The organism is Pseudomonas sp. LPB4.O, assembly GCF_038383825.1.
Taxonomy (GTDB): domain Bacteria; phylum Pseudomonadota; class Gammaproteobacteria; order Pseudomonadales; family Pseudomonadaceae; genus Aquipseudomonas; species Aquipseudomonas putida.
In genome coordinates, this window is the sequence record NZ_CP151298.1 from 2,815,857 (window position 1) to 2,839,767 (window position 23,911).

At 64.7% G+C, this 23,911-nt stretch carries 20 protein-coding genes and 1 riboswitch; of the genes, 9 read left to right on the top strand and 11 right to left on the bottom strand.

Annotated features, from left to right (window positions below):
• The first annotated feature begins 32 nt into the window (after positions 1–32).
• A complete protein-coding gene (locus tag MRBLPB4O_RS12600) occupies positions 33–905 on the top strand; it encodes a DMT family transporter (RefSeq protein WP_341798695.1) in 873 nt (290 codons plus the stop codon).
• On the opposite strand, the gene MRBLPB4O_RS12605 is transcribed toward MRBLPB4O_RS12600, so the two are convergent.
• Together MRBLPB4O_RS12605 and MRBLPB4O_RS12610 are read right to left on the bottom strand one after the other, a co-directional pair.
• Positions 902–1,621 (bottom strand): TorF family putative porin, encoded by a 720-nt coding sequence (locus tag MRBLPB4O_RS12605; RefSeq protein WP_341798696.1) that lies wholly within the window; start codon positions 1,619–1,621, stop codon positions 902–904. The genes MRBLPB4O_RS12600 and MRBLPB4O_RS12605 overlap by 4 nt on opposite strands.
• A gap of 81 nt (positions 1,622–1,702) precedes the next feature.
• Positions 1,703–1,954 (bottom strand): hypothetical protein, encoded by a 252-nt coding sequence (locus MRBLPB4O_RS12610; protein ID WP_341798697.1) that lies wholly within the window; start codon positions 1,952–1,954, stop codon positions 1,703–1,705.
• Positions 1,955–2,159: 205 nt separating this feature from the next.
• On the opposite strand from MRBLPB4O_RS12610, the gene MRBLPB4O_RS12615 reads away from it, so the two are divergent.
• Together MRBLPB4O_RS12615 and MRBLPB4O_RS12620 are read left to right on the top strand one after the other, a co-directional pair.
• The gene (locus MRBLPB4O_RS12615; protein ID WP_341798698.1) at positions 2,160–3,539 is read left to right on the top strand and encodes a DUF3300 domain-containing protein; all 1,380 of its coding nucleotides are present in this window, start codon (positions 2,160–2,162) and stop codon (positions 3,537–3,539) included.
• Complete coding sequence (locus tag MRBLPB4O_RS12620) at positions 3,536–4,429, top strand: DUF2950 domain-containing protein (protein WP_341798699.1); 894 nt, start codon at positions 3,536–3,538, stop codon at positions 4,427–4,429. Before MRBLPB4O_RS12615 ends, MRBLPB4O_RS12620 begins: the two co-directional genes overlap by 4 nt.
• A 9-nt stretch (positions 4,430–4,438) precedes the next feature.
• On the opposite strand, the gene MRBLPB4O_RS12625 is transcribed toward MRBLPB4O_RS12620, so the two are convergent.
• From MRBLPB4O_RS12625 to MRBLPB4O_RS12640, 4 genes are all read right to left on the bottom strand, one after another.
• Entirely contained in the window at positions 4,439–5,395 is a 957-nt protein-coding gene (locus MRBLPB4O_RS12625) for a helix-turn-helix domain-containing protein (protein WP_341798700.1), read from the bottom strand.
• Between the two features lie 147 nt (positions 5,396–5,542).
• Positions 5,543–7,627, bottom strand: coding sequence for a hydantoinase/oxoprolinase family protein (locus MRBLPB4O_RS12630; protein WP_341798701.1), 2,085 nt, complete (start codon positions 7,625–7,627; stop codon positions 5,543–5,545).
• Positions 7,620–9,386, bottom strand: a complete 1,767-nt coding sequence (locus MRBLPB4O_RS12635; protein WP_341798702.1) for a hydantoinase B/oxoprolinase family protein — start codon at positions 9,384–9,386, stop codon at positions 7,620–7,622. Before MRBLPB4O_RS12635 ends, MRBLPB4O_RS12630 begins: the two co-directional genes overlap by 8 nt.
• A 225-nt stretch (positions 9,387–9,611) precedes the next feature.
• Positions 9,612–10,466: a LysR family transcriptional regulator gene (locus MRBLPB4O_RS12640; protein ID WP_341798703.1), complete on the bottom strand. Its 855-nt coding sequence runs from the start codon at positions 10,464–10,466 to the stop codon at positions 9,612–9,614.
• A gap of 92 nt (positions 10,467–10,558) precedes the next feature.
• Here MRBLPB4O_RS12640 and MRBLPB4O_RS12645 point away from each other — a divergent pair, with 92 nt between their 5' ends.
• Entirely contained in the window at positions 10,559–10,987 is a 429-nt protein-coding gene (locus MRBLPB4O_RS12645; protein WP_341798704.1) for a multidrug/biocide efflux PACE transporter, read from the top strand.
• A gap of 138 nt (positions 10,988–11,125) precedes the next feature.
• On the opposite strand, the gene MRBLPB4O_RS12650 is transcribed toward MRBLPB4O_RS12645, so the two are convergent.
• From MRBLPB4O_RS12650 to MRBLPB4O_RS12665, 4 genes are all read right to left on the bottom strand, one after another.
• Positions 11,126–12,145, bottom strand: a complete 1,020-nt coding sequence (locus MRBLPB4O_RS12650) for a branched-chain amino acid aminotransferase (protein WP_341798705.1) — start codon at positions 12,143–12,145, stop codon at positions 11,126–11,128.
• A gap of 233 nt (positions 12,146–12,378) precedes the next feature.
• Positions 12,379–13,956, bottom strand: a complete 1,578-nt coding sequence (locus MRBLPB4O_RS12655; protein ID WP_341798706.1) for an ATP-binding cassette domain-containing protein — start codon at positions 13,954–13,956, stop codon at positions 12,379–12,381.
• 226 nt (positions 13,957–14,182) lie between these two features.
• Complete coding sequence (locus MRBLPB4O_RS12660) at positions 14,183–14,542, bottom strand: hypothetical protein (RefSeq protein WP_341798707.1); 360 nt, start codon at positions 14,540–14,542, stop codon at positions 14,183–14,185.
• Positions 14,539–14,916, bottom strand: coding sequence for a glyoxalase superfamily protein (locus MRBLPB4O_RS12665; RefSeq protein WP_341798708.1), 378 nt, complete (start codon positions 14,914–14,916; stop codon positions 14,539–14,541). Before MRBLPB4O_RS12665 ends, MRBLPB4O_RS12660 begins: the two co-directional genes overlap by 4 nt.
• Positions 14,917–15,017: 101 nt before the next feature.
• Positions 15,018–15,234, top strand: a riboswitch (cobalamin riboswitch).
• A gap of 99 nt (positions 15,235–15,333) precedes the next feature.
• Between MRBLPB4O_RS12665 and cobW the strand changes: the two genes are divergently transcribed.
• The 4 genes from cobW to MRBLPB4O_RS12685 all read left to right on the top strand — a co-directional run bounded on the left by cobW (position 15,334) and on the right by MRBLPB4O_RS12685 (position 21,858).
• Positions 15,334–16,401 carry a cobalamin biosynthesis protein CobW gene (gene cobW, locus MRBLPB4O_RS12670; protein ID WP_016487376.1) on the top strand — a complete coding sequence of 356 codons (1,068 nt, stop codon included), beginning with the start codon at positions 15,334–15,336 and terminating at the stop codon, positions 16,399–16,401.
• Between the two features lie 3 nt (positions 16,402–16,404).
• Positions 16,405–20,166: a cobaltochelatase subunit CobN gene (cobN, locus tag MRBLPB4O_RS12675; protein ID WP_341798709.1), complete on the top strand. Its 3,762-nt coding sequence runs from the start codon at positions 16,405–16,407 to the stop codon at positions 20,164–20,166.
• A gap of 1 nt (position 20,167) precedes the next feature.
• Positions 20,168–21,190, top strand: a complete 1,023-nt coding sequence (locus tag MRBLPB4O_RS12680) for an AAA family ATPase (RefSeq protein WP_341798710.1) — start codon at positions 20,168–20,170, stop codon at positions 21,188–21,190.
• Between the two features lie 101 nt (positions 21,191–21,291).
• A complete protein-coding gene (locus MRBLPB4O_RS12685; RefSeq protein ID WP_341798879.1) occupies positions 21,292–21,858 on the top strand; it encodes a VWA domain-containing protein in 567 nt (188 codons plus the stop codon).
• 106 nt (positions 21,859–21,964) lie between these two features.
• Here MRBLPB4O_RS12685 and MRBLPB4O_RS12690 read toward each other — a convergent pair whose 3' ends face one another.
• Entirely contained in the window at positions 21,965–22,231 is a 267-nt protein-coding gene (locus MRBLPB4O_RS12690; RefSeq protein WP_258651723.1) for a hypothetical protein, read from the bottom strand.
• A gap of 341 nt (positions 22,232–22,572) precedes the next feature.
• On the opposite strand from MRBLPB4O_RS12690, the gene MRBLPB4O_RS12695 reads away from it, so the two are divergent.
• A complete protein-coding gene (locus MRBLPB4O_RS12695) occupies positions 22,573–23,898 on the top strand; it encodes a sigma-54 dependent transcriptional regulator (RefSeq protein WP_341798711.1) in 1,326 nt (441 codons plus the stop codon).
• Positions 23,899–23,911: the final 13 nt, after the last annotated feature.

The window sequence follows — 23,911 nt, forward strand, 5'->3', positions numbered from 1 at the left end:
AACAACAATATTCCCTCAGAGGTGACCACACCATGAGCACCGGCACCACCACACTGACCGACCGCAAGGCCAAGGCCTGGTTCTGGCCGGCGCTCTTCAGCCTCATGGCCTTCGCCGCCAACTCGGTGTTCTGCCGGCTGGCGCTGAAGGACGGGGCCATCGACCCGGCTTTGTTTACCGTGGTGCGCCTGGCCAGTGGGGCGTTGTTTCTGCTGCTGTTGATCCGCCTGCGTAAACCTGCGCTTGGCATTGGCGGCAGTTGGCGCGGTGGCTTGGCCCTGTTCCTCTACGCATTCCTTTTTTCTGCGGCATACCTGCAGCTGGGTGCAGGTGCGGGGGCATTGCTGCTGTTCGGCGCAGTGCAGATCACCATGTTCGGCTTTGCCTGGTACAAAGGTGAGCGCATCACCGCCCGCATGCTGCTGGGCATGTTGATTGCTTTTGCCGGCCTGTTGGTGCTGTTGTTGCCCGGTGCAGCGGCGCCACCCTTGGCCAGTGCCTTGCTGATGGCCCTGTCTGGTATGGCCTGGGGCGTGTACACGTTGCTGGGCAGGGGCTCGCCCAGGCCGCTGGCCGATACGGCAGGCAATTTTGCCCGCAGCCTGCCTTGCCTGGCGCTGCTGCTACCGGTGCTGTTGCTGGGCGCCGGCCCGCACCTCACGCTGCTGGGTTTGTTGTATGCCTTGGGCTCCGGGGTGCTGGCCTCAGGTGCGGGCTACGCCGTGTGGTACGGCGTGGTCAGGCAGGTGAGTGCGCAGCAAGCAGCGACCATGCAGCTTAGTGTGCCTGTGATTGCCGCACTGGGCGGTGTTGTCCTGATTGGCGAACCGCTGTCGTTGCGCTTGCTGATCGCGTGTGTGGTGGTGTTGGGCGGTATAGCCCTGGCGCTGGCACCACGGCGTTAGAAGAAACTGCGCTGCGCCTTGAGCGTGACCACACTGTCGCAATAGGTGTTGATGCCCGAATAGGCATCGCAACCGCCGCCACTGAGATTGGAGTTGCTGTAGATCAGGTTAAGGTCGATGCCCAGCCAGGGCCGCGACAGTTCCAGCGACCAGTCGGAAAAGGCATTTACCTGGCTGCCGTCGCCAATGGTGAACGGCGTGCCCAGGCGATGATGGGCCAGCTTGACGGTGAGGTCGACATCGAACAGGGGCAGTTCGCCGAAGTCGGCGAACAGGGTGCCGGTGCGGTTATCCGGGTTGTCGCGCAGCGCGCCACCGAAGCGATTGCCCAACAGCGAGATGCCACCGTACAGGGCATAGCTGTCGGGGCCTGCAATAGTCGGCTGGCTGTAATGGATCAACCCCACTTCATAGCCCAGGCTGTTGTCGAATTGGTGCTTGTAGCCCAGGTAGCTGTCCAGGCGCAGGGTCGAGTTGGGGGTGACGCCCATGCTCGGGGCGTACTGGCCCAGGTACCACCCACTGGGGTGGCTGAAGTCGAGACCACCGTGGAATGCGCCGACGGCACTGGGTGAGATAAGGCCTTGGGCCATGCTGCGCGAGGGTGTGGTGCCGAGTGTGAAGTCGAAGTCGCCCAGTTCGCGTTTTATCTGCTGGGCCATCAACACTGGGCTGAACAGCAGTGCAGCACTCAGCAACAGAAAGGGCCTGGTCATGGTCTCCGTCCTGGAAGGCTTGCGGTTGAGCGGTAGAGGATACCTGCGCAGGTGGAAGGAGGGAACCTTTGCCTGGCCCGCTCAGCCTTTGGTCGAAGGGTCTGCGTCGGCGGCTTCGGTCACCACGGGCAGGTTGCCGGCATGTTGTATCACCCGGCGTTGCTGCTCGTAGTCGTCCAGCGACAGGCCGCGGCGCTGCAACGCTTCCAGTTGCAGTTGGCGGGTTTCTTCAGCGCTGTAGGTGCGCAGTTCAGGGTGATTGGCACAGCCAGCCAGTACGGCAATGCTGGTAGCGGCCAGGGCAGTGAGGAAAAGGCGGGCCTTGGTGTTCATCGAGCAGCTCCGGAATGCAGGGGATTCGCCAGGTTCGAATCGATGGAGCTAGCTTATTTAGCGGGGGCGATCAGTAGAAATTGCCTTGTTCGATAGTCACTATTGACGCAAGCATCAGTGCTAAAAGTTTGCACGCTCGCCGCTGGTCAAAAGCACCGCCATTGCTACCCTTAACCCACGCGATCTGACCTGTTGGGGATAAGCGATGCGCATGCCATTGTTTGCTTTGCTGTCGGCGCTGATGTGCCTGAACGCCGCGCCCGGCCCTGCGCTGGCGCAAGACGTACCAGCCCCCGACCCAGCTCCGCAAACCGGCACGGTCGCGGCCAAGACCCCGGTGTTCACTCAAGAGCAGCTGGACCAGATGCTGGCGCCGGTTGCGTTGTACCCCGATCCGCTGCTGGCGCAGGTATTGATGGCCGCCACTTACCCGGGGCAGGTGAGCGAAGCTGTGACCTGGTCCAAGGCCAACCCCAACGCGTCGGGCGATGACGCCGTCAAACAGGTCGCGAAGCAGCCGTGGGACCCGAGCGTACAAGCGCTGGTCGCCTTCCCGCAGCTGCTGGCGACTTTGGGCCAGGACCCGGCGTGGGTGCAGCGCCTGGGTGATGCGTTCCTGGCGCAGCCCGACGATGTCATGGGCGCGGTACAGCGCCTGCGTCACCAGGCACAGGCGGCCGGCAACCTGCAAAGCAACCAGTACCAGAACGTGACGGTGCAGGCTGCCCCGGCAACACAGGCTTCCAGCAGCGCCCCATCCACCATCATCATTCAGCCTGCCGAGCCGCAAGTGGTGTACGTGCCCAGTTACAACCCCACCACCACCTATGGTACCTGGGCCTACCCGGCCTCGCCGCCCGTGTACTACCCGCCGCCGCCGATGTACTACGCCGGTTCCGCGCTGGTGGCCGGCCTGGCCTTCGGTACCGGCGTGGCGGTCGTCGCCTCGTTGTGGGGCGACTGCGACTGGGGCAACAATGACATCGACATAGACGTCAACCGTTACAACAACATCAACGCCAACAACCGCATCACCAACAACCAGAACAAATGGCAGCACAATGCCGCCAACCGCGAAGGGGTGCCTTACCGCGATGCGCGCAGCCGCCAGCAGTATGGCCGCCAACTGGACGGCGCCACCCAGCGCACCGCCTTCCGTGGCGACGACGCCCAGCGGGCGCAGGCCCGGGACAAGGCCCGGGCCTCGATGGACCGCGCCGGCATGGAACGGCCGGCCGCCGACAACCGCCAGGCACGCCAGCAAATGCGCGAGGCGCAGGCCGGCAATTCGATCGGCAACCGCATGCAACCCCGTGGCGACAATGCCAGAGCAACTGACCGTCGCCAGGAACCACGCAATGCCCAAGGCCGGCAGGTGGCACAGAACCGTCCGGCCAACAGCGCCGGCCGGGCGCGTAACAATGCCTTCGACGGCGTGGGTTCGCCGTCGCGCACCAGCCTGCAGGCCAACCGCGGTCGTACCAGCCAGTCGTTTGCCCAGCGGCCCAATGCATCACGCGCCGCCGGCCACCAGATCTCCCGGCCCAGTGCGCCAATGCGTCGCGGCGCAGGAGGCCGTCGATGAAATGTTCAGCCTTTGCAGCAGTGCTGCTTGCGGCAGGCTTGGCATGGGCTTGCGTGTCGGCTGCCCAGGAAGCCTTCCCGACACCGGAGCAGGCCGTGGAGTCCTTCGTCGCGGCCCTGGGCGTGCAGAAGGCTGATGAAGCCCGCCTGGCCCAGTTGCTGGGTGATGACTGGCGCACCTACATTCCGCGTGGCGGTGTGCAACGCAGCGACGTGGACACGTTTCTGCAGCAGTATCACGCGCAGCACAGTATCGACAGGGCAGGCGAGGGCAAGGCCATCCTGGCGGTGGGCAACGCTCACTGGACCTTGCCCATACCCTTGACCAAAAGCAGCCAGGGCTGGCGCTTCGACCTCAAGGCCGGCAGCGCCGAAATCCGCGCCCGGCGCATCGGCCGCAACGAGCTCGGCGTTCTGCAGTCGCTGCTGGCCTATCACGATGCGCAAATGGACTACGCCACCCAGGACCACAACGGCAACGGTGCCCTGGAGTACGCGCAGAAAATCTTCAGTGAGCCTGGCAAGCATGACGGCTTGTACTGGGACGACGATGGCGACGGCCAAGTCAGCCCGCTGGGGCCGCTGTTCGGCCAGGATGTGGTTGGCGATGACTGGTATGGCTACCACTTCCGCATCCTTGACGGACAAGGCCCATCCGCCCCCGGTGGCGCCTACAGCTACCTGATCGGCAACCAGATGAGCCGTGGCTTCGCCATGGTCGCCTGGCCGGCCAGGTACGACGACACCGGGGTGATGAGCTTCATGATCAGCCACGACGGCCAGGTGTTCGAAAAAGACCTCGGGCCACACGGCGACAGGCTGGCCAAGGAGATGAAGCGCTTCGACCCGGATGACAGCTGGAAGGTGGTGGATGTGGCAGCGGGGGATTGAGCCCGCAAATCACTGCAATCGTGCAGCCCTGACTTCTCGCGCCGTGCACCCGTAGTGCTGGCGAAACGCCCGGGTGAATTGCGCCTGGTCGGTAAAACCCCAACGGAATGCCAACTCGCCGATGGCCAGGTGGCAATGCGGGTCGCGCAGTTGGCGGTGCACGGCTTCCAGCCGCTGTTGGCGCACCCACTCGCCAAGGGTGTAGGGTGTGATCGCGAACAGCTTGTGCAGGTAGCGCAGTGACAGCCCGCAGGCGCTGGCGATGGTTTGTGGCGACAGTTCGGGGTCGCCCAGATGTTGCTGCACATACTGCTCGACCCGTGTCAGGTGCAGGGTGCTGAGGTTATTGCCTTCACTGCCCAGTACTCGCTCATCCTGCTGCAGGGCCAGCAGCAGCGTGGCCGAAGCCTGTTCCAGCAGTAAATGCCGGGCAGCGGCCGGGCTGGCGTCGAAATGGCGGGCACACAGGTCCAGTTGCTCTACAAAGATGCGCCCCAGGCCCTGGCTGGCATCGAAGCAATGCCGGGTATAGCGCTTGTGCCCGAGCAGGTTGGCCTTGAGTTCCCGCTCGGGCAGCTTGAGCACCCACAGGTCGTTCTGCGTGCCGTAATGGAAGCGGTAAGGCGCATCGCCGCGCTCGACGATGAACCCGCCCGGGCTGCAACTGAGCGGGTGGCCTTCCTGTTCGAAGTGCACTTCGCTGCTGCGCGGCACGGTCACCAGGTAGAACGCCTCATGGTCCTGGCCAACGTGCGCCTTGCTGCGCGAGTAGCCCAGCGGGCTGGAGCGCAGGCGGGAAAGGCTGAGTGGCGTGCTGGGCGTGCTCCAGCGCTGCAGGTGGCCATCGAATGGCTGCTCGCTGGCAAACTCCAGGCTCAACGGGAAATAGGTTTCACTGATGGCTTCGGCCCAGCGCGCCTGGCGCTCCGGCTGTGCCCAGCCGTGGGTCGAGATTTCTGTGGGCATGGTGGGTCCTTTTTCAAAGAGGGCAGCATTGAAAAAAGGAACTGCAGGCAAGCTACTCAAGCAGCTCTTGTTATTGTGCAAACCGCCCGGCAGCGCAAGGCTGCCGGGCGGCTTCAGGCCCATGATCGGCGCACGCCGACCGTTTGATCAAGCCCCGCGTGTCACCCGGTAGGTGGCCGAAGGCTCCAGGCGCGCCTGCCAGCCGGGGGGCAGGACGATGTTGGTGGTGTCTTCCTCGATGACGCACGGGCCATGCACCGTCTGCCCCGGCAGCAGGCGGTTGCCGTTGAACACCGGCGTGGGCTGCCATTCGCCCTCGGCACTGAACAGCATCGGGCGGACACCTTCCGGGGCAGGCGCGGGTGGTTGGGCCGGCCCCTGCAGCTCGGGTTGTGGCGGACGCGGCAGGTGACCAATTACCGAACACTCCAGGTTCACCAGCTCCACCGGGCTGTCGGGCTCGCTGTACGAGTACAGGGTCTGGTGGCGGCTGTGGAAGCGGCTGATCAGTGCGGCCAGGCCCGCGTCATCCAGTGCATGCTGCTGCAGCTCCACGCTGCATTCATGGATTTGCCCCAGATAGCGCATTTCCAGGGTGTAGTGGCAGCTGCTGGCCTGGTCGCCAAAACCGTCTTCACGCAAGTTTGCCAGGCCTTGTTGACGCAGCTCGGCAAGGGCCTGGTTGAGCTGCGCCAGGTTCACGTGCCCGGCGTCCAGCCGCATCGACAGGCTGGTGAGCTGGTCGTAGCGCACGTCGGACAGGATCTGGCCGAACGCGCACAGGCCTGAGGCCACCTTGGGGATCAACACGGTCTGCATGCCGATTTCTTCGGCCAGGCGCACCACGTGCATGCCCGCTGCGCCACCAGCGCCGATCAGGGCGAAGTCGCGCGGGTCGTGGCCGCGTTCGATGGACACGCGGCGAATGCCGTTGACCATGTTCAGGTTGACCAGGGTGGTGATGCCGAATGCTGCGCGTTCCACGCTGATACCTAACGGTTCGGCGATCTTGCTGCGGATAGCGTCCAGTGCGGCCTGGCGGTTCAGGCGGATGCTGCCGCCCAGTAGTGCGCCGTCGGGCAGGTAGCCCAGCGCCAGGTTGGCGTCGGTTACCGTGGGTTCGCTACCCCCTTTGCCATAGCACACCGGCCCAGGCATGGCACCAGCGCTGCGCGGGCCGACCTGGAGCATGCCGAGCTCGTCCAGGTGGGCAATGGAGCCGCCGCCGGCGCCCAGGGTCTCCACCTGGATCATTGGCACGCCGATGCGCTGGCGCAGGAAGTCGACGTCCTTGCTGAAGTTGGTATGGCCGGCGTTGGTCAGGGTGATGTCGAACGACGTGCCGCCCATGTCCACGGTGATGACGTTATCGATACCGAACGGCCTCGCCACCGCCAGCCCCGCCTGTGGCGCCGAGGCGGGGCCGGAGTTGATCGCATTGACGGCGCGCTCGCGCATCAGGTGCCCGGGCGCCAGGCCACCGTTGGACTGGAAATAGCGCACTGGCTGCTGCGCGCCAAGCTCCTGGAACAGGCTGTCGATGCGCGCCACATAGCGCGCCATCACGGGGCTGAGGTAAGCGTTGACCACGGTGGTGGAGGTGCGGGTGTACTCGCGAATCTGTGGGAACACCTCGCAGCCGGTGCAGACGAACACCCCGGGCAGGGCGGCCCGTACCAGCTCGGCGGCCCGCTGCTCGTGGCTGGGGTTGCGCACCGACCACAGGAAGGAAATGGCCACGGCCTGCACGCCTTCGGCACGGAAGTAGTCGATGGCGTCATGAATGGCGCGCTCGTCCAGCGGGCTGTGCTCACGTCCATCTCCGAGGATGCGGCCACCTACCGGGCGGCGCAGATGGCGCGGGGCAAGCATGTGTGCCGGCGGATAATGAGCGTCGTAGCGGTGGCCTTCCTCCTTGTGACCCAGGCGGATTTCCAGGCTGTCCTCGTGCCCGTCGGTGCACAGCAGGCCCACCTTGACCCCGGTGCGCTCGATCAGCGCGTTGAGGGCCACCGTGGTGCCGTTGATGCACAGGTCGCAGTTGGCGATCAGCTCGGCCGGGCTGCGCCCGGTGGCGTCGGCGATCTGCGCCAGGCCGGCGCGAATGGCCAAGGTGCCATCCTGCGGCGTGGACGGGGCCTTGAACAGCTGCACGCCGCCGTCGCGGTCGGCCAGGATGAAATCGGTGAAGGTGCCGCCGGCATCGATGCCCAGGCGATATTGATTACGCATGATGGTTCTCCGGGCAGCGCGGGGCGCGGGCAAGGCGGGTTGCGGTTTCGTCGAGGCGGCCATCGTCATCGAGGACCACGCCATACTCCAGGGCTGCCCCTTGTGGCGAGACCAGGCCGTTGCGCACATCCTCCAGTACGGCGGTGACCGGGCGGCGCAGCGGGTCGCCGTAGCCACCGCCCCCCGGGTTGATGTTGATGATGCGTTCACCGGGTTGCAGGGTGAGCATCGGGTTTTGCGTATAGTGGTCTTCGCTACCGTCGACGTGGCGGTGGATCAGCCGGCCCAGCTTGGGTTCGAGCAGGGCATTGCGTGCCCCGGCGGCACCGGCGGTGGGCAGCTGGCGGCCTTCGCCGAAGCCGACCACAGTCATGGCGTGGTCAAGCGGTTCGATCTCCAGGCGGGTGCCCGAACCACCGCGCAATTCACCGGCGCCACCACTGTCGGCCATCAGGCTGTAACGGTGGATCAGCACCGGATAGGCGTGTTCGAGCAGTTCGATGTCGCCGCTCATCAGTGCCCCGAAGCAGCACAGCGGGCCGCAGGCGTGCCAGCCATCCATCACCTGGTTGGCACCGGCACCGGAAATGATCGAGGCCAGCACCATCGTCACGTACTCGCTGTTGCCGTTGCGCGGGTCGTGGCCGGCGATGTTGATGCCGCTGGTGTGCCCCCAGGAGGCCGTTACCCGCTGTGGTGAGGCTTGCTCCAGCGCGGTGCGCACGGCATCGGCCAGTGTTTCCATCGGCGTGGTGGTGCAGTTGACATGGGGCGCCGGTTCTTCGGCGTTGCACAGGGTACCCCTGGGCCCGACATCGACCGTGACGCAGCGGTACAGGCCTTCGTTGTAGGGCGGTGCCACCTGGGCGAACATCATCAGCCCCAGGTATACGCCCGATACCGAGTTGCCCTCGTAGGAGTTGATGAAGTACGGCACTTGCGGCGGGCTGTCGATACGCACGTGGGCCTGGTCACCACGTATCTGCACATGGGCGGTGATGGCCAGTTCGCCAAGGCCGTGGCCGGCATCTTCAAGAACGGCGGTGCCGCTGTAGTCACCGTCCGGCACATCGCGCAACAGCGCGCGCATGTGCCGGTCGGCCATGTTCTTCAGCTCGGCAATGCAGGCACGCACTTGGGCCACGCCGTACTTGTCCAGCAGCTCCAGCAAGTGCCGCTCGCCGACCTTGCAGGCGCCGTACTGGGCATTGAGGTCGCCTTCCTGATAGGGGCGGGCGCGCATGTTGGTGAGCATGAAGTTGATCACGTCTTCGCGGCGCTTGCCCTTTTCCCACAGTTTGACCGGTGGGATGCGCAGCCCTTCGGCGTAGATCTCCTTGGCGTCGGGGTTGTAGCCGGCGGGTACAGGGCCGCCGATGTCGGTCAGGTGGCCTTTGCACACGGTCCAGAACACCAGTTCGCCCTGGTAGTACACCGGCTTGTACATGCAGCAGTCGAGAATATGGCTGCCCTTGTAGGCGGGGTCGTTGTGGTAGATCACGTCGCCTTCGGCGATGTCGTCGCCGAAGAATCCGGCCACGCATTTCATGGCCGGAATCAGCGAGCCCAGGTGGATGGGGATGTCCTGGCCTTGCAGGATCATCTCCGGCAGGTGGTCGAACAGCGAGTTGGAGTAATCGTGGGCCAGGTTGAACACACTGGAGCGCCCGGTCTTTTCCAGGGTCAGGGTCATTTCGCGCTGCGCTGTCTCCAGCGCACCCCGGACAACCGCAAGGGTGATCGGATCTACTGTCTGCATAGGTCACCAACGTTTGTTCTTGTGCTTTAGGTGCGTGCCGCGGCGGGGCGGCGCGTGGTAACAGGCTACGGGGCAGGGCGGGGGGAAGGCTTGTCGCTGGGTGTACTGGTTGTTGTGTTCTGGCGCACTACGGGGTCGCTCCCACAAGAGAACGCGACCCCCTGCAGGAGCGGCCCTGTGCCGCGATGGACTACGCGGCAGCGCCAGATTCTGGCAGGTTAAGACCTACTGCCCCAGCATCTGCCGCACCAGCCATTGCCCCGCCGGCCCAAGCGCCCGCCGGCTTGACCACGCCACATCCATATCCACCCGGCGCGGGTAACCCGCTATCTGCAACTCCACTAGCTCGTTGCCAAACCGCGCCACCAGCGCCCTGGGCAGTTCGGCCCAGCCAAACCCGCGCACGGCAAATTCCAGCAGGGTGAGGTAATCCGGTGCCGACCAGGCCTGGCCGCGGCCGCGGTGCAGGCTGGGGGCATAGGTCTTGATGTACAGCTGCCGCGCGTTTTCAAGGTGTTGCGTTTGCACCGTTTTCAGGCCCGCCAACGGGTGCCCGCTGGCCACATACACACCGAACTCCGCCTGCTCGGGCAAGCGCGCCACGGCAACGTCGGCGGGGTAGCTAGGCTGAGTGGCCAAAATGCCGACGTGGGCCAGGCCCTGCTGGATCATATCGATCACATCAGCGTCTTCCGCCGGGCCGCAGCGCAATTCGGTGTGCGGGTACTGCTGGGCGAAGCGGGCCATCACGGCGCCCTGGAAGGTGACGCTGTAGCTGTCCGACATCACCACCGAGACCAGCGCCTCGACGTTTTGCGCCAGCCTTACCGCCAGGGCATCGAGCTGGGCGCTGGCGTCCAGGATCGCTTCGACATGGCTTAGCACCTGTCGGCCCGCTTCGTTCAGCGTGGGGTGGCGGCCACCGCGATCAAACAGCGGGCAGCCGATATCGGCTTCGAAATTGGCGATGGCGATGCTGATCGTGGACTGGCTTTTGCGCAATTTGCGTGCCGCCGCAGAAAACGAACCCAGCGATGCGGCTTCGACAAAGGCGACCAGAGCTTCGGGTGAGTAGCGCATGGTATTGATAAAACCGATGGTAGCTATGTCGCGAGTATCAGTTCTATCAAAGAAAATAGGAAGCACGACTCACGCAATGGATGGAATTTGCAATGAAAACGGTCTCTTTCACCGAACGCCTGGTACACGCCGTAGGCTATGAAGTATTCGCGGTGTTGCTGTGCGCACCGCTGTTGTCCTGGGTGATGGGCAAATCGCTGGCGACGGCGGGGGCATTGGCAATAACCCTATCGGTGATCGCCATGTTGTGGAACATGGTCTACAACGCGCTGGTCGATCGCTGGGTGCAGACTGAACGCATCCACTGGAAGGCCGGTGCGCGCTTTGTGCACGGCCTGGGCTTCGAGGCCGGGCTGGTGGTGTGGTGCCTGCCGGTGGCGGCGTGGATGCTGGATATTTCGCTGCTGCAGGCGTTCATGGTGGAGCTGGGTTTCTTCGTGATCATCCTGCCCTACACCGTGCTGTACAACTGGGCGTTCGACAAAGCCCGGCATCTGCTGATGCAGCGTCGCGTGGCATGAGTAGCCGGCCCCAATTGCGAATGCTCACGCGTTCCCTGTGGGAGTGGGCACGCCCGCTCCCACAGGGTCATCAACTCTGTCAAAAAAACGGGGCATGCCATCGCTGGCATGCCCCCGTTTTCATACAGCTGATGCGCCTCAGGCGACCTTGACGATCCAGCCTGCCGGTGCTTCAACATCACCGCTCTGGATGCCGGTCAGCTCGTTGTAGAGCTTCTGGGTAACCGGGCCAACCTTTTCCAGGTCGTGGAACACGTGCAGCTTGCCGTTGTACTCGATACCGCCGATCGGGGTGATCACTGCAGCAGTACCGCAAGCGCCGGCTTCGATGAAGCGGTCCAGCTTGCTGATTTCGACATCGCCTTCGATCACGGTCAGGCCCAGGCGCGATTGCGCCAGTTCCATCAGCGACAGACGGGTGATGCCTGGCAGCACCGAGGCCGATTTCGGGGTAACGAACTCGTTTTTGGCGGTGATGCCGAAGAAGTTGGCCGAACCGACTTCCTCGATCTTGGTATGGGTCAGCGGATCGAGGTAGATGGCGTCGGCGAAGTTGGCCTTCTTGGCTTCAGCGCCTGGCTGCAGGCTGGCGGCGTAGTTGCCACCGACCTTGGCTGCGCCGGTGCCTTGTGGGGCGGCGCGGTCGAAGCTGGAGATCTGGAAGTTGTGCGGCTTCATGCCGCCCTTGAAGTACGAGCCAACCGGAATGGCGAAGACCGAGAAGATGAACTCAGGGGCGGTGCGCACGCCAATGTTGTCGCCGGTGCCGATCACGAACGGGCGCAGGTACAGGGCGCCTTTGCCGTGCGGTGGCACGAACTTTTCGTTGGCCTTGACCACTTGCTTGCAGGCTTCGATGAACACATCGGTCGGCACAGGCGGCATCAGCAGGCGGGCGCAGCTGCGCTGCATGCGGGCGGCGTTCTGGTCGGGGCGGAACAGGTTGATCGAGCCGTCCTTGCAACGGTAGGCCTTGAGGCCTTCGAAGCATTGCTGGCCGTAGTGCAGGGCCGTGGAGCCTTCACTGATGTGCAGCACGTTGTCGTCGGTCAGGGTGCCCTTGTCCCACTCGCCATTGCGCCATACGGACAGGTAGCGTTTGTCGGTTTTGATGTAGTCGAAACCCAGCTTGTCCCAGTTAATGCTTTCGTTGCTCATGACACCCTCATTGTCTTGCAAGTGCCCGATCGCTCGGGCTGCTGTTATATGCGCACCACGCCACCATAATACATCCGTCGCGGATCGGGAACGGCCAGTCACGAATTGATAGCCTGCGATGCATTATTCTCGGTCCGCGGTCGTTGTAGGAGCAGCCTTGTGCTGCGAAGAGGCCGGTCCATTGGATGCAATTGTGTCGCCAGTACCGGCCCTTTCGCAGCACAAGGCTGCTCCTACAAGTGCAGGTAGCCATGCAGGGCCAGGTTTTCCAGCAAAACCGCGTCATGGGACGCCACTATCAGCGCCCCGCGAAACTGCCCGAGCATGCGCTCCAGGGCTGCCAGTGACGGCAGGTCAAGGTGGTTGCCGGGCTCATCCAGCAGCAACAGGTCGAGTGGCCGCTCGCGGTACAGCACGGCGGCCAGCGCTGCCTTCATCCGCTCGCCGCCGCTGAGCAGGCTGCTGGGCAGCTCGATACGGGCCGCATCCAGGCCCAGTTGTGCCAGGCGGCTGCGCAATTCGCCCTGGGCCAGCACCGGGTTGGCTTGGCGCAGGTGTTCAAGCACGCTGCTGTGGCCTGCCAGGGTGCTGCAGTGCTGGTCGAGCAGGGCTGTTTCGCCACTGCGGCGCAAAGTGTCGGGAGATGCCGGTAATTCCCCGTTCAGCAGCCTTAGCAGCGTGGACTTGCCACTGCCATTGGCGCCGACCAGGCCCAGCCGCTGGCCCAGGCACAAGCGCAGGTCAAGCGGTTTTCGGGTGCCATGGGGCAAGCGAAGTGCCTGCAGGGCCAACACTTCGCGGCCCGCATGACGCTGGGGCGTGGGGGCATGCAAAGTAATTGCAGTGGCTTGCTCGACCTCACGGGCGGCGTCATGCACTTTGCCCAGTAGTGCCTGCCGGGCATCGCGATGATCACGCCGCTGCTTGCCCGCCGTGGCCTGGCTGCGTTCCTGCTGGCGGTCGACCAGGATCTTGGCCTGGTTGGCATGCCTGGCTTGACGCCCGGCCCGGGCCTGATGGCGTTCCAGGTCTTCGCGCTGGCGCTGCAATTCACGGGCCTGGCGTTGTTGCTCCTGCTTCAGCCGGGCAAGTTGCTGCTGGGCTTGCGCCACCTGGCTGGCTTTTTGTGCTGCATAGAAGCTGTAGTTGCCGCCATAGGCCTGCAACCCCAGGCTGGACAGTTCGACAATGCGCGCCATGTGCGCCAGCAGGCTGCGGTCGTGACTGATTACCAGCAAACCTCGGTCCCAGCCCTCGATCATGCTCAGCAGCTGGGCACGGGCGTCGCTGTCCAGGTGGTTACTCGGTTCGTCGAGGATCAGGTAGTCGGCACCGCTGAGCCATGCGCCTGCCAGCGCCACGCGCATGGCCTGGCCGCCGCTCAGGCTGCGTGCGGGCTGGCGCCAGTCAAGGTGACCCAGGCCGTTGCGCTGCAGGTGCATCTGCAATTGCTCGCGGATATCCCAGCGCTCGCCAACGGTGTCGAAATCCTGGGGGTTGATGCTGCCTTGCTCGATGCGCTCGAGCGCCGCAACCACCGCCCCCACCTGCGCCAGCTCGGCAAGTGTGGCGCTGCGCTCGATTACCTGCTGGTTCAGCAGATGGACAGGCCCACGGCGCCTGCACAGGCCGCTGCTCGGTGCACGCTGGCCGGCAAGAACCTGCCCTAGCAGGCTCTTGCCCACGCCATTGCGCCCGACCAGGCCGGTACGCTGTTGGTCGAAGGTTTCGTTGAGGTCGGTAAACAGTAGCCGGCCATCAGGCAAGGCCAAGGAGACGCTGTCCAGCGTCAGGATCGACGTGTTCGTCATGCACAACTCCACAAATGCCGCGACATCTCCGGAGCAAACCGGAGGCTGAAGACTGGCCGTCGAATGGACGGCGGCATTAATGGCGCATTGGACGAATACCTCGTACTGGGGGAGTGCGTAGCCTAACGGCCCGTTGGGGGCAGGTAAAGTACCGCCCGACGTGTATGGGTTTCCTGCACCGGCGATGCGCCGCGTGAGCGGCGCCCGATCTTGACTGGCCTTGGGCTCAGCGCCCCCTCAAGCGCTTGGCCCAGTCGCCTCCGTGGCTCTGTTTGCAGGCCTCTTCGCTGTCAAACCGTACATGCCAGGCCGGGTGATCCAGTTGTATGCCGGCGTGGTCCAACGCCTGACGGGTCAGCGCAAGCATGCGTGCCTTTGCTTCACCCGCCACAGCAGCGACTTTCTCGGCCTCTTGTTCAAACACCCAAGTAATACGCAGGCTTGCCGGAAAGTTCTCAGGATCCAGGCGATGGGTGAGCCAGGTGAAGCCGACGATTTCTGCCTTGGCGGTTTCACAGGCGTCCGTCAGGCACGCTACCAACTCCCGCTCCAGGCGGGCCATTTCGCGTTTGCCCAGCGCCTTCACAGGTTGGCCTCGTCATCGATCTGCTGGCAGAAGCGCAGGCGGTTGCCGAACGGGTCGCACACCTGCATCTGCAGGCCCCAGTCCAGGCGCTCTGTTTCGGGCCGGGCGTAACCGTACTGTTTGCCTTGCAGTTCATGCTCCAGCGCCCGCAGGTCGTCGAGGCGGGCAAACACTGTAGAGCCGGGGCAGGCATCGCCATGGTGCTCGGTAAGGTGCAGGATCAGGCCATCGCGGTGAATCTGCATGTACAACGGCAGGTCCGGGCTGAAGCGGTGCTCCCAGTCCAGGCTGAAACCGAGGAAATCCATGTAGAACTCCCTGGCCTTGTCGACCGAGAAGATGCGCAGTACCGGGATGGCGGGGGCGAGGGGCATGGGGCGTCCTTGACAGTGGGCAAAGTCGCCACTGTACCGCAGTGCTGCCAAGAGTTGTCGGCAAGCCCCGCAGCAATGGTTGACCACCCGCCAGCCACTGCGTAGCCTTGCCACTTCGAGGTTCTTCGGCCAGGCCGGAGCTAAGACGGGAACGCGGTAGAAGCCGCGGCTGCCCCCGCAACTGTAAGCACCGACAACGGATCGACACAGCCACTGCGCCAACGCGCGGGAAGGCGTCATCCCGCCAGCCCGCGGTTCAACTGAACGGGGGATGGAACGGTGCAAGCCAGGAGACCTGCCTCGCAACGTTTTCGACTTTCAACCGGGCGGGGTGATCCGGTGGCGAACAAGCCCGGCCGGCCTGGCCCGCGGCTGTCGTCCTGCATGCCCGCGCCACTCTGCCAAGGGCAATGCGACATGAAAACACTGGCCAAGCTCCCAGTTACCATCGTTACCGGCTTCCTCGGCTCGGGCAAGACCACCTTGCTGCGCCACATGCTCGACAACGCCCAGGGCCGCCGCATTGCGGTCATCGTCAACGAATTCGGCGAACTGGGCATCGACGGCGAAATCCTCAAGCAGTGCAGCATCGGTTGCACCGAAGAAGAAGCCAGCGGCCGCGTCTATGAACTGGCCAACGGCTGCCTGTGCTGCACCGTGCAGGAAGAGTTCTTCCCGGTCATGCGCGAGCTGGTGGCTCGTCGCGGCGACCTGGACCACATCCTGATCGAAACCAGCGGCCTGGCCCTGCCCAAGCCGCTGGTGCAAGCCTTCCAGTGGCCGGAAATCCGCAACGCCTGCACTGTCGACGCAGTCATCACCGTGGTCGACAGCCCGGCCGTGGCCGCCGGCACGTTCGCCGCCTACCCGGACCAGGTCGATGCCCAGCGCAAGCTCGACCCTAATTTGGACCACGAATCGCCACTGCATGAGCTGTTCGCCGATCAGCTGGCCAGCGCCGACCTGGTGGTACTGAACAAGGCCGACCTGATAGACGCCGAAGGCCTGGCCAAGGTCCGCGCCGAGGTGGCCGAAGAACTGCCGCCGGCGGTCAAGGTGGTCGAGGCCAGCAGCGGCAAGCTGCCACTGGAGGTGCTGCTGGGCGTGGGCGCCGAGTCCGAGGCACACATCGATGGCCGCCGCACCCACCACGATTCGCACCACGACGGCGATGATCATGACGACCATGATCACGACGCTTTCGATTCCATTTCCATCGACCTGCCAGAGGCCGACGAAAGCCTGCTGCTCGACGCCCTCACCCAGCTGGTGGTGGAGTTCGGCATCCTGCGCGCCAAAGGCTTCGCGGCCATCCCGGGCAAGCCGATGCGCCTGCTGGTACAAGGCGTGGGTACCCGTTTCGACAAGCACTTCGACCGCGCCTGGCGTGCCGACGAGCCGCGCATCACCCGCCTGGTGCTGATCGGCCAGGAACTGGACGCTGCCCAGCTGGAAGCGCGCCTGCGCCAGGCCTTGGGCGCCTGACCCGTGCACCTGCTGCGGACCCAGCCCGGCGGCTTCGTGCCGGACGACAGTATTGCCGATCTCGGCCAGACACCCGCCGAGCTGGTGATTCTCTGCAGCGGCGATTCGCACCTGGCGTTGCTCGCCGATACCGCCGAGCAATTGCCTGAAGGCTTCCCCAGCCTGCGCCTGGCCAACCCTATGCAGGTGCAGAACCACGCTTCGGTCGACCTGTATGTCGACCAGGTGCTGCGCCATGCCAAGGTCATCCTGGTGTCGCTGCACGGCGGCGTCGGCTACTGGCGCTATGGTGTCGAGCAACTGGTCGAGCTGGCCGCCCGTGGCGTGCAGCTGATACTGGTGCCGGGCGATGATCGCCCGGACCCGGAGCTGACCCGCCTGGGCACCGTCACGGGCGACCAGGCCGAGCGCCTCTGGCACTACTTGCGCCAGGGCGGCAAGGCCAATGCCATCAACCTGTACAACTGCCTGGCCAACCAGTGGCTGGGCCGCGATTATGCCTGGGACGAGCCGCAACCCTTGCCGCGCACCGCTGTGTATCACCCGGCCAAGGGCAGTGTGGCACTGGAAGAATGGTACCCGCACTGGCACCCGGATTACCCGGTGGCGCCGCTGCTGTTCTACCGCTCCCACTTGCAGGCGGCCAACACCGCGTTCATCGACGTGTTCTGCCAGCGGCTGCAAGCCGCTGGCTTGAACCCGTTGCCGATTGCCGTGGCCAGCCTCAAGGAAAGCGCCTGTCTGGAGCAGGTTGAGGCCTGGCTGGACGAAGTCGGTGCCGAAGTGCTGGTCAATACCACCGGTTTTGCCCTGTCCAGCCCCGAACGGCCCAACCTGCGCCCGTTCCGCCGTGACATTCCGGTGCTGCAGGCCATCTGCGCGCAGGACAACCAGCCCGGCTGGGAAGCCAGCGAACAGGGGCTGGGTGCGCGCGACCTGGCCATGCACATCGCCTTGCCCGAACTGGACGGGCGCATCATTACCCGCCCGGTCAGTTTCAAGGACATGGCCTGGCGCAGCGAGCGCAGCCAGTCCGACGTGGTGTGCTACCGCGCCCACCCCGAGCGCATGGACTTCGTCGCCGAGCTGGCCCGCCGCTGGGTCGAGCTGGCGCGCCTGCCCAATGCCCAGAAACGCGTGGCCCTGGTAATGGCCAACTACCCGACCCGCGATGGCCGCATTGGCAACGGCGTCGGCCTGGACACGCCCGCTGCCGCACTGAACATTCTCAAGGCGCTGCAGACTGAAGGCTATCCGCTGGCCGATTTGCCGGGCAGCGGCACGCAACTGATTCACCAGCTGCTCGGCGGCGTGACCAACGACCTTGACCACCTCGACCAGCGCCCTTGCGCCCAGAGCCTGAGCCTGGCCGACTACCAGGCCGCCTTCGAGCGCTTGCCCGAGGCCAATCGCCAGGCAGTGCTGGAGCGCTGGGGGCCGCCCGAGCAGGACCCGATGTACCGCAGCGGCCGGCTGATGGTGGCCGGCTTGCGCTTTGGCCTGACCTTCGTCGGCATCCAGCCCGCCCGGGGCTACCAGGTAGACCCCAGCGCGGTGTATCACGACCCCGACCTGGTGCCGCCGCACGGCTACCTGGCGTTTCACTTCTGGCTGCGCCACGCGTTCGCCGCCGACGCGGTGATCCATGTCGGCAAGCACGGCAACCTCGAATGGCTGCCCGGCAAGGGCGTCGGCTTGTCGGCGCAGTGCTGGCCGGACGCGCTGCTTGGCCCGCTGCCGAACATCTACCCGTTCATTGTCAACGACCCGGGCGAGGGCGCCCAGGCCAAGCGCCGTACCCAAGCCGTGATCATCGACCACTTGATGCCGCCGCTGACCCGCGCCGAAACCTACGGCCCGTTGCGCCACCTGGAGCAACTGGCCGACGAGTTCTACGAAGCGCAGCTACTCGACCCGCGGCGTGCACGCGAGTTGCAGCGCGACATCCTCGAGCTGGTCAAGGTCAACCACATCGACCGTGAGCTGCAACTGGAAGGGCAGCTGGACGATGCCTCCGTCTGGCTGCCGCGCCTGGACACCTATCTGTGCGACCTGAAGGAATCGCAGATTCGCGATGGCCTGCACGTGTTTGGCCAATCGCCAGAAGGGCGGCTGCGCCTGGACACGCTGCTGGCGCTGTTGCGGGTCGAGCGTGGCGACGGTCGTGGTGGTAATGCCAGCCTGCTGCGGGCCTTGGCCAAGGCCTTGGTGCCAGGCTTTGACCCGCTCGATTGTGAGCTTGGGCTCCCCTGGCAGGGCGAACGCCCTGAGCAGCTTCTGGCCATGAGCAGTGAACCCTGGCGCACCTGTGGCGATACCCGCGAGCGCCTGGAGCTTTTGGCGCAGCAGGTGATCGAGCAAGCGCTGGGCGGCACCCTGCAGTTGCCTGAACCGAGCGAATGGCAGCCGGTGCACGACGTGGTGCAGGCCTTGCGCGAAGCGGTGGCGCCCAGCCTGGATGCCTGCGGCGCTGCTGAAATGAGTGGCCTGCTGGCGGCGCTGGCCGGGCGATTCGTGCCTGCCGGCCCCAGCGGCGCGCCCAGCCGTGGGCGCCTCGACGTGCTGCCCACCGGCCGCAACTTCTATACCGTGGACGTGCGCAACCTGCCTACCACCACGGCCTGGCGCCTGGGCTTCGCCTCGGCCAGCCTGATCCTCGAGCGCCACCTGCAGGACCATGGCGATCACCTGCGCCAGCTTGGCCTGTCGGTGTGGGGCACGGCGACCATGCGTACTGGCGGCGACGACATCGCCCAGGCCATGGCGCTGATGGGCGTGCGGCCGGTGTGGGCGACCGGCAGCCAGCGCGTTGACGATTTTGAAATACTGCCGCTGGGCCTGCTCGACCGCCCGCGGGTGGATGTGACCTTGCGCGTTTCGGGCTTTTTCCGCGATGCCTTCGGCAACCTTATCCGCCTGTTCGATGCGGCCGTGCAGGCGGTGGCCGCGCTGGACGAGCCCGATGATCTCAACCCGTTGGCCGCCCGTGTACGCAGCGAGCGTGCCACGCTGCAAGCGCAAGGGGTAGACGCCGAGCAGGCCGCGCGCCAGGCAGGCTGGCGGGTGTTCGGCGCCAAGCCCGGCGCGTATGGCGCCGGGGTGCAGAACGCTATCGACGGGCGCCTGTGGCACAGCCGCGACGATCTGGCCGAGGTCTACCTCAACCATGGTGGCTACGCCTACGGCGGCAGCGACGACGGCACCCCGGCCCGCGCCCAGTTCGCCCAACGCCTGGCCACGGTGCAGGCGGTGCTGCAGAACCAGGACAACCACGAGCATGACCTGCTCGATTCGAACGATTACTACCAGTTCCAGGGTGGCATGCTGGCGGCGTCAGAAACCTTGTCCGGGGCGCCGGTGGCCAGCTACCACGGCGATCACAGCCAGGCAGACCGACCCCGCATCCGTACCCTCAAGGAAGAGCTGAACCGGGTGATCCGCGCCCGCGCGCTCAACCCCAAGTGGATAGACGGGGTCAAGCGCCACGGCTACAAGGGCGCCTTCGAGATGGCGGCGACGGTCGACAACCTGTTCGCCTTTGATGCCACCACCCACCTGATCGACGACCATCATTACCAAGGGCTGGCCGATGCCTACGTGCTCGACCCGGCTACCCGCGATTTCATGCGCGAGCACAACCCCGAGGCCCTGCGCGACCTTACCGAGCGCCTGCTGGAGGCCCAGCAGCGCGGGCTGTGGCAGGCGCCGGGCGACTACCGCGAAGCCCTTGAGGAACAACTGCTCGACGGCGAGGAACAGGCTTGAAATGAGTGAACCCGTGCAATTTCCGCTGGCCGCTGTGGTCGGTGCCGACGACCTTAAGCTGGCACTGTGCCTGACCGCCATCGACCCGAAAATCGGCGGCGTGCTGATCGAAGGGCCGCGTGGCATGGCCAAGAGCACCCTGGCCCGTGGGCTGGCCGACCTGCTTGGCGAAGGCCCGTTTGTCACCTTGCCACTGGGCGCCAGTGAAGAACGGCTGGTCGGCACCCTCGACCTGGATGCCGCGCTGGGGCAGGGCAAGGCGCAGTTTTCCCCGGGCGTGCTGGCCCAGGCCGACGGTGGCGTGCTGTATGTCGATGAGGTCAACCTGCTGCCCGACACGCTGGTCGACCTGTTGCTCGATGTGGCTGCCAGTGGCACCAACCGCATCGAGCGCGACGGCATCTCGCACCGGCACAGCGCCCGTTTCGTGCTGATTGGCACCATGAACCCGGAAGAGGGCGAACTGCGCCCGCAGTTGCTCGACCGTTTTGGCCTGAACGTGGCCCTTGAGGGCCTGCCTGAGCCTGAGGCCCGTCAGCAGATCATCCGCCGGCGCCTGGCCTTCGACAGTGACCCGCAGGCTTTCTGCACGCAATGGGCTGCGGCCCAGGCGCAGTTGCGCGAGCGCTGCCAGGCGGCGCGCCATGCCCTGGCCGGTATTGCCCTGGATGACCAGGCGCTGGCCTGGATTACCGAGCGCTGCTACGCCGCCGGCGTCGACGGGTTGCGCGCCGACCTGGTGTGGTTGCGTGCGGCACGCGCCCACTGCGCCTGGCGCGGCGGTGCGGCCATCGAAGAAGTGGATGTCGAAGCGGTGGCCGAGTTCGCCTTGCGCCATCGCCGCCGCGTTGCGCCCCAGGCCAACCCGCCGTCGGCGCCGCAGCCGCCTGAGCAGCAGTCCGGCCAGCAAAGCGCTGGCAACGCGGGTGAACAGGGCGGGCAGGGCGACTGGGGGGCATTGCCGGCGCAACCCGTGGCCAGCGGCGCACGCCGCGAGGTACCTAACTGGGCAAAAAAGCCCTGAGCATCCCCCAGTCACCTGCAAAAGGGGTGGATGCCAAAGCGGGCGCAGGCAAGCAGAACGGCGCCAGCCGTGGCCGCGCGTGCAGTGCAGCAAGCGGCCGGGTGGCCTGGCTGCCGACCTTGCTCAAAGGGCGGCCACGGCTACGCCAGGACCTGTGCTGGCAACAACGCCAGGGCAAACCGGCAGAGTTGTGGCTGGTGATCGTCGACGCTTCGGCCTCGACCCGCCGCCATCAGGCGTTGGCACACACCAAAGGGCTGCTGGCGGCACTGTTCGACCAGGCCTACCGCCAGCGCGCCCGCCTGGCCTTGCTGACCGCCAGCGGGCGCACACCGCAGTGGCAGCGCCACGGCCTGAAGGCTTCGGCGGCCTTGCAGCCCTGGCTGCAGGCCCTGGGCGCCGGTGGTGGTACACCGCTGATCGCCGCACTGGAACAGGCCCGGCATTGGCTACAGGCGCGCCAGCGCGCCCATCCGGATGAAGCGGTACGTTGCCTGGTGTTTACCGATGGTCGCCTTCAGCACTGGAACGCCTTACAACCCATGCCCTGTACAACGTTGGTGGTGGATATGGAGTTGGCGGCGGTGCGTATTGGGCGCGCGCAACGCCTGGCCGAACAACTGCAGGCCGATTACCAGCACTTGCAGCAGTTCAAAGCGGTGGACTGAACAGCCTGGATGCGACACTGTGTCGCAATAGTGTAAGTTGCCAGAACAGCAACTTTGCATTTGAACAAGTGCGTGGCATTGCACGCACTTGGTTTGCAAGGGGATGTTACTTTGGCATCGACCACGGTTGCAGGTCGTAACCTTTTTCGCACAGTTCGGCGCGCACTTCTTCGATCAGGCTGGCCCACTGGGCAGGGTCGGAGTAGATGCTCGAAGACACTCGCTTGCTGCCGATGCGGGTGTTGGTCCGGTCGATCACTGCCAGGCTCAGCTCACCAGTACCGTTGGGTGCATCCCAGGCTACGCACTGGAAAGGTTCGAAGGCGTGGTCGGCAATCAGCAGTGCTTCGTTGACACGGAGCGGGGCGTTCATGGTTCGGTCTCTCTATGGTCCCAAACATCGAAGTGATTCCGCGTTGCTTTAAAGTCGCCTCAATGGTCGCGAAGTGCAGCGCGGGGTTATGTGTACTGATGCTCGTTGTCCGTGGGCAAGTCACACATTAGGTGTAAAATTTTTTGTCAGGCTTGAATCCGTTCTTCCCTGCGCCGCCATGTGATGTCGATAAAGTGCGAAAATTCCCGTGGCACTTTGTAAAAAAATGCGTCAGCAGACAGACGGTAGTGGGCACCGTCAACTTCGTTGCTACTGTTAAACGGGCGCCACAACTTGCTGTTTTACTTCATAAAACCAAAAACTGGCGCCAAGGAACGGTCATGCTGCAGCCTGCCGCCCAACGTCGTTTGCTCATCGTCGACCCCTGCGATGACTGCCACCAATTGTTGCCTGGCCTGAGTAGCGCAGGCTGGGATGTGGACAGTTGCGTGCTCGGTGCCGCGCTCGATCACCCTTGTGATGTGGGTTTGTTGCGCTTGCAGGCTTCGCACCTGAGGCACCCGGACGCGGTCAAGGACATGATCAAGCGCAGTAACACCGAATGGATCGCGGTGTTAAGCGCCGAACAGTTGCGCATGCCGGCCGTCGGCGATTTTGTCTGCGAATGGTTCTTCGACTTCCACACCCTGCCATTCGATGTCTCCCGCGTGCAGGTCACCCTTGGCCGGGCGTTCGGCATGGCGCGCCTGCGTGGCAAAGGGGCCGCCAAGGTGGACGACGCGACCCACGAACTGCTTGGCGAAAGCCGGCCGATCCGCGAGTTGCGCAAGTTGCTGGGCAAGTTGGCACCCACCGAGTCGCCCGTGCTGATCCGTGGTGAAAGCGGCACGGGCAAGGAACTGGTGGCCCGCACCCTGCACCGGCAGTCGCAACGCAGTGAGCAGCCGTTCGTCGCCATCAACTGCGGGGCAATCCCCGAGCACCTGATCCAGTCCGAACTGTTCGGCCATGAGAAGGGCGCTTTCACCGGTGCCCATCAGCGCAAGACCGGGCGCATTGAAGCCGCCCACGGTGGCACGTTGTTTCTGGATGAAATTGGTGACTTGCCGCTGGAATTGCAGGCCAATCTGCTGCGTTTTCTACAAGAAAAGCACATTGAGCGGGTGGGCGGCAGCCAGCCGATTCCGGTGGATGCGCGGGTTTTGGCCGCCACCCACGTGGACCTGGAAAGAGCCATCGAACAGGGGCGTTTTCGCGAAGACCTGTATTACCGCTTGAACGTATTGCAGGTGGTGACCGCGCCCCTGCGGGACCGACATGGTGACTTGTCGATGCTGGCCAGCCATTTTGCCCATTTCTACAGCCTGGAAACCGGGCGCCGGCCGCGTTCATTCAGCGACCATGCCCTGGCGGCCATGGGCCGGCATGACTGGCCGGGCAATGTACGCGAGCTCGCCAACCGGGTGCGCCGCGGCCTGGTACTCGCCGAAGGCCGGCAGATCGAGGCGCAGGACCTGGGCCTGCAGACGTTGGACCAAGGGCAGCAGCCGCTGGGCACGCTAGAGGAATACAAGCAGCGGGCCGAGCGCCAGGCCTTGTGCGATGTGCTTAACCGGCATAGCGATAACATGAGCGTAGCGGCGAAGGTGCTGGGGATCTCCCGGCCCACCTTCTACCGCTTGCTGCACAAGCATCAGATACGCTGACTGAACTGTTCGA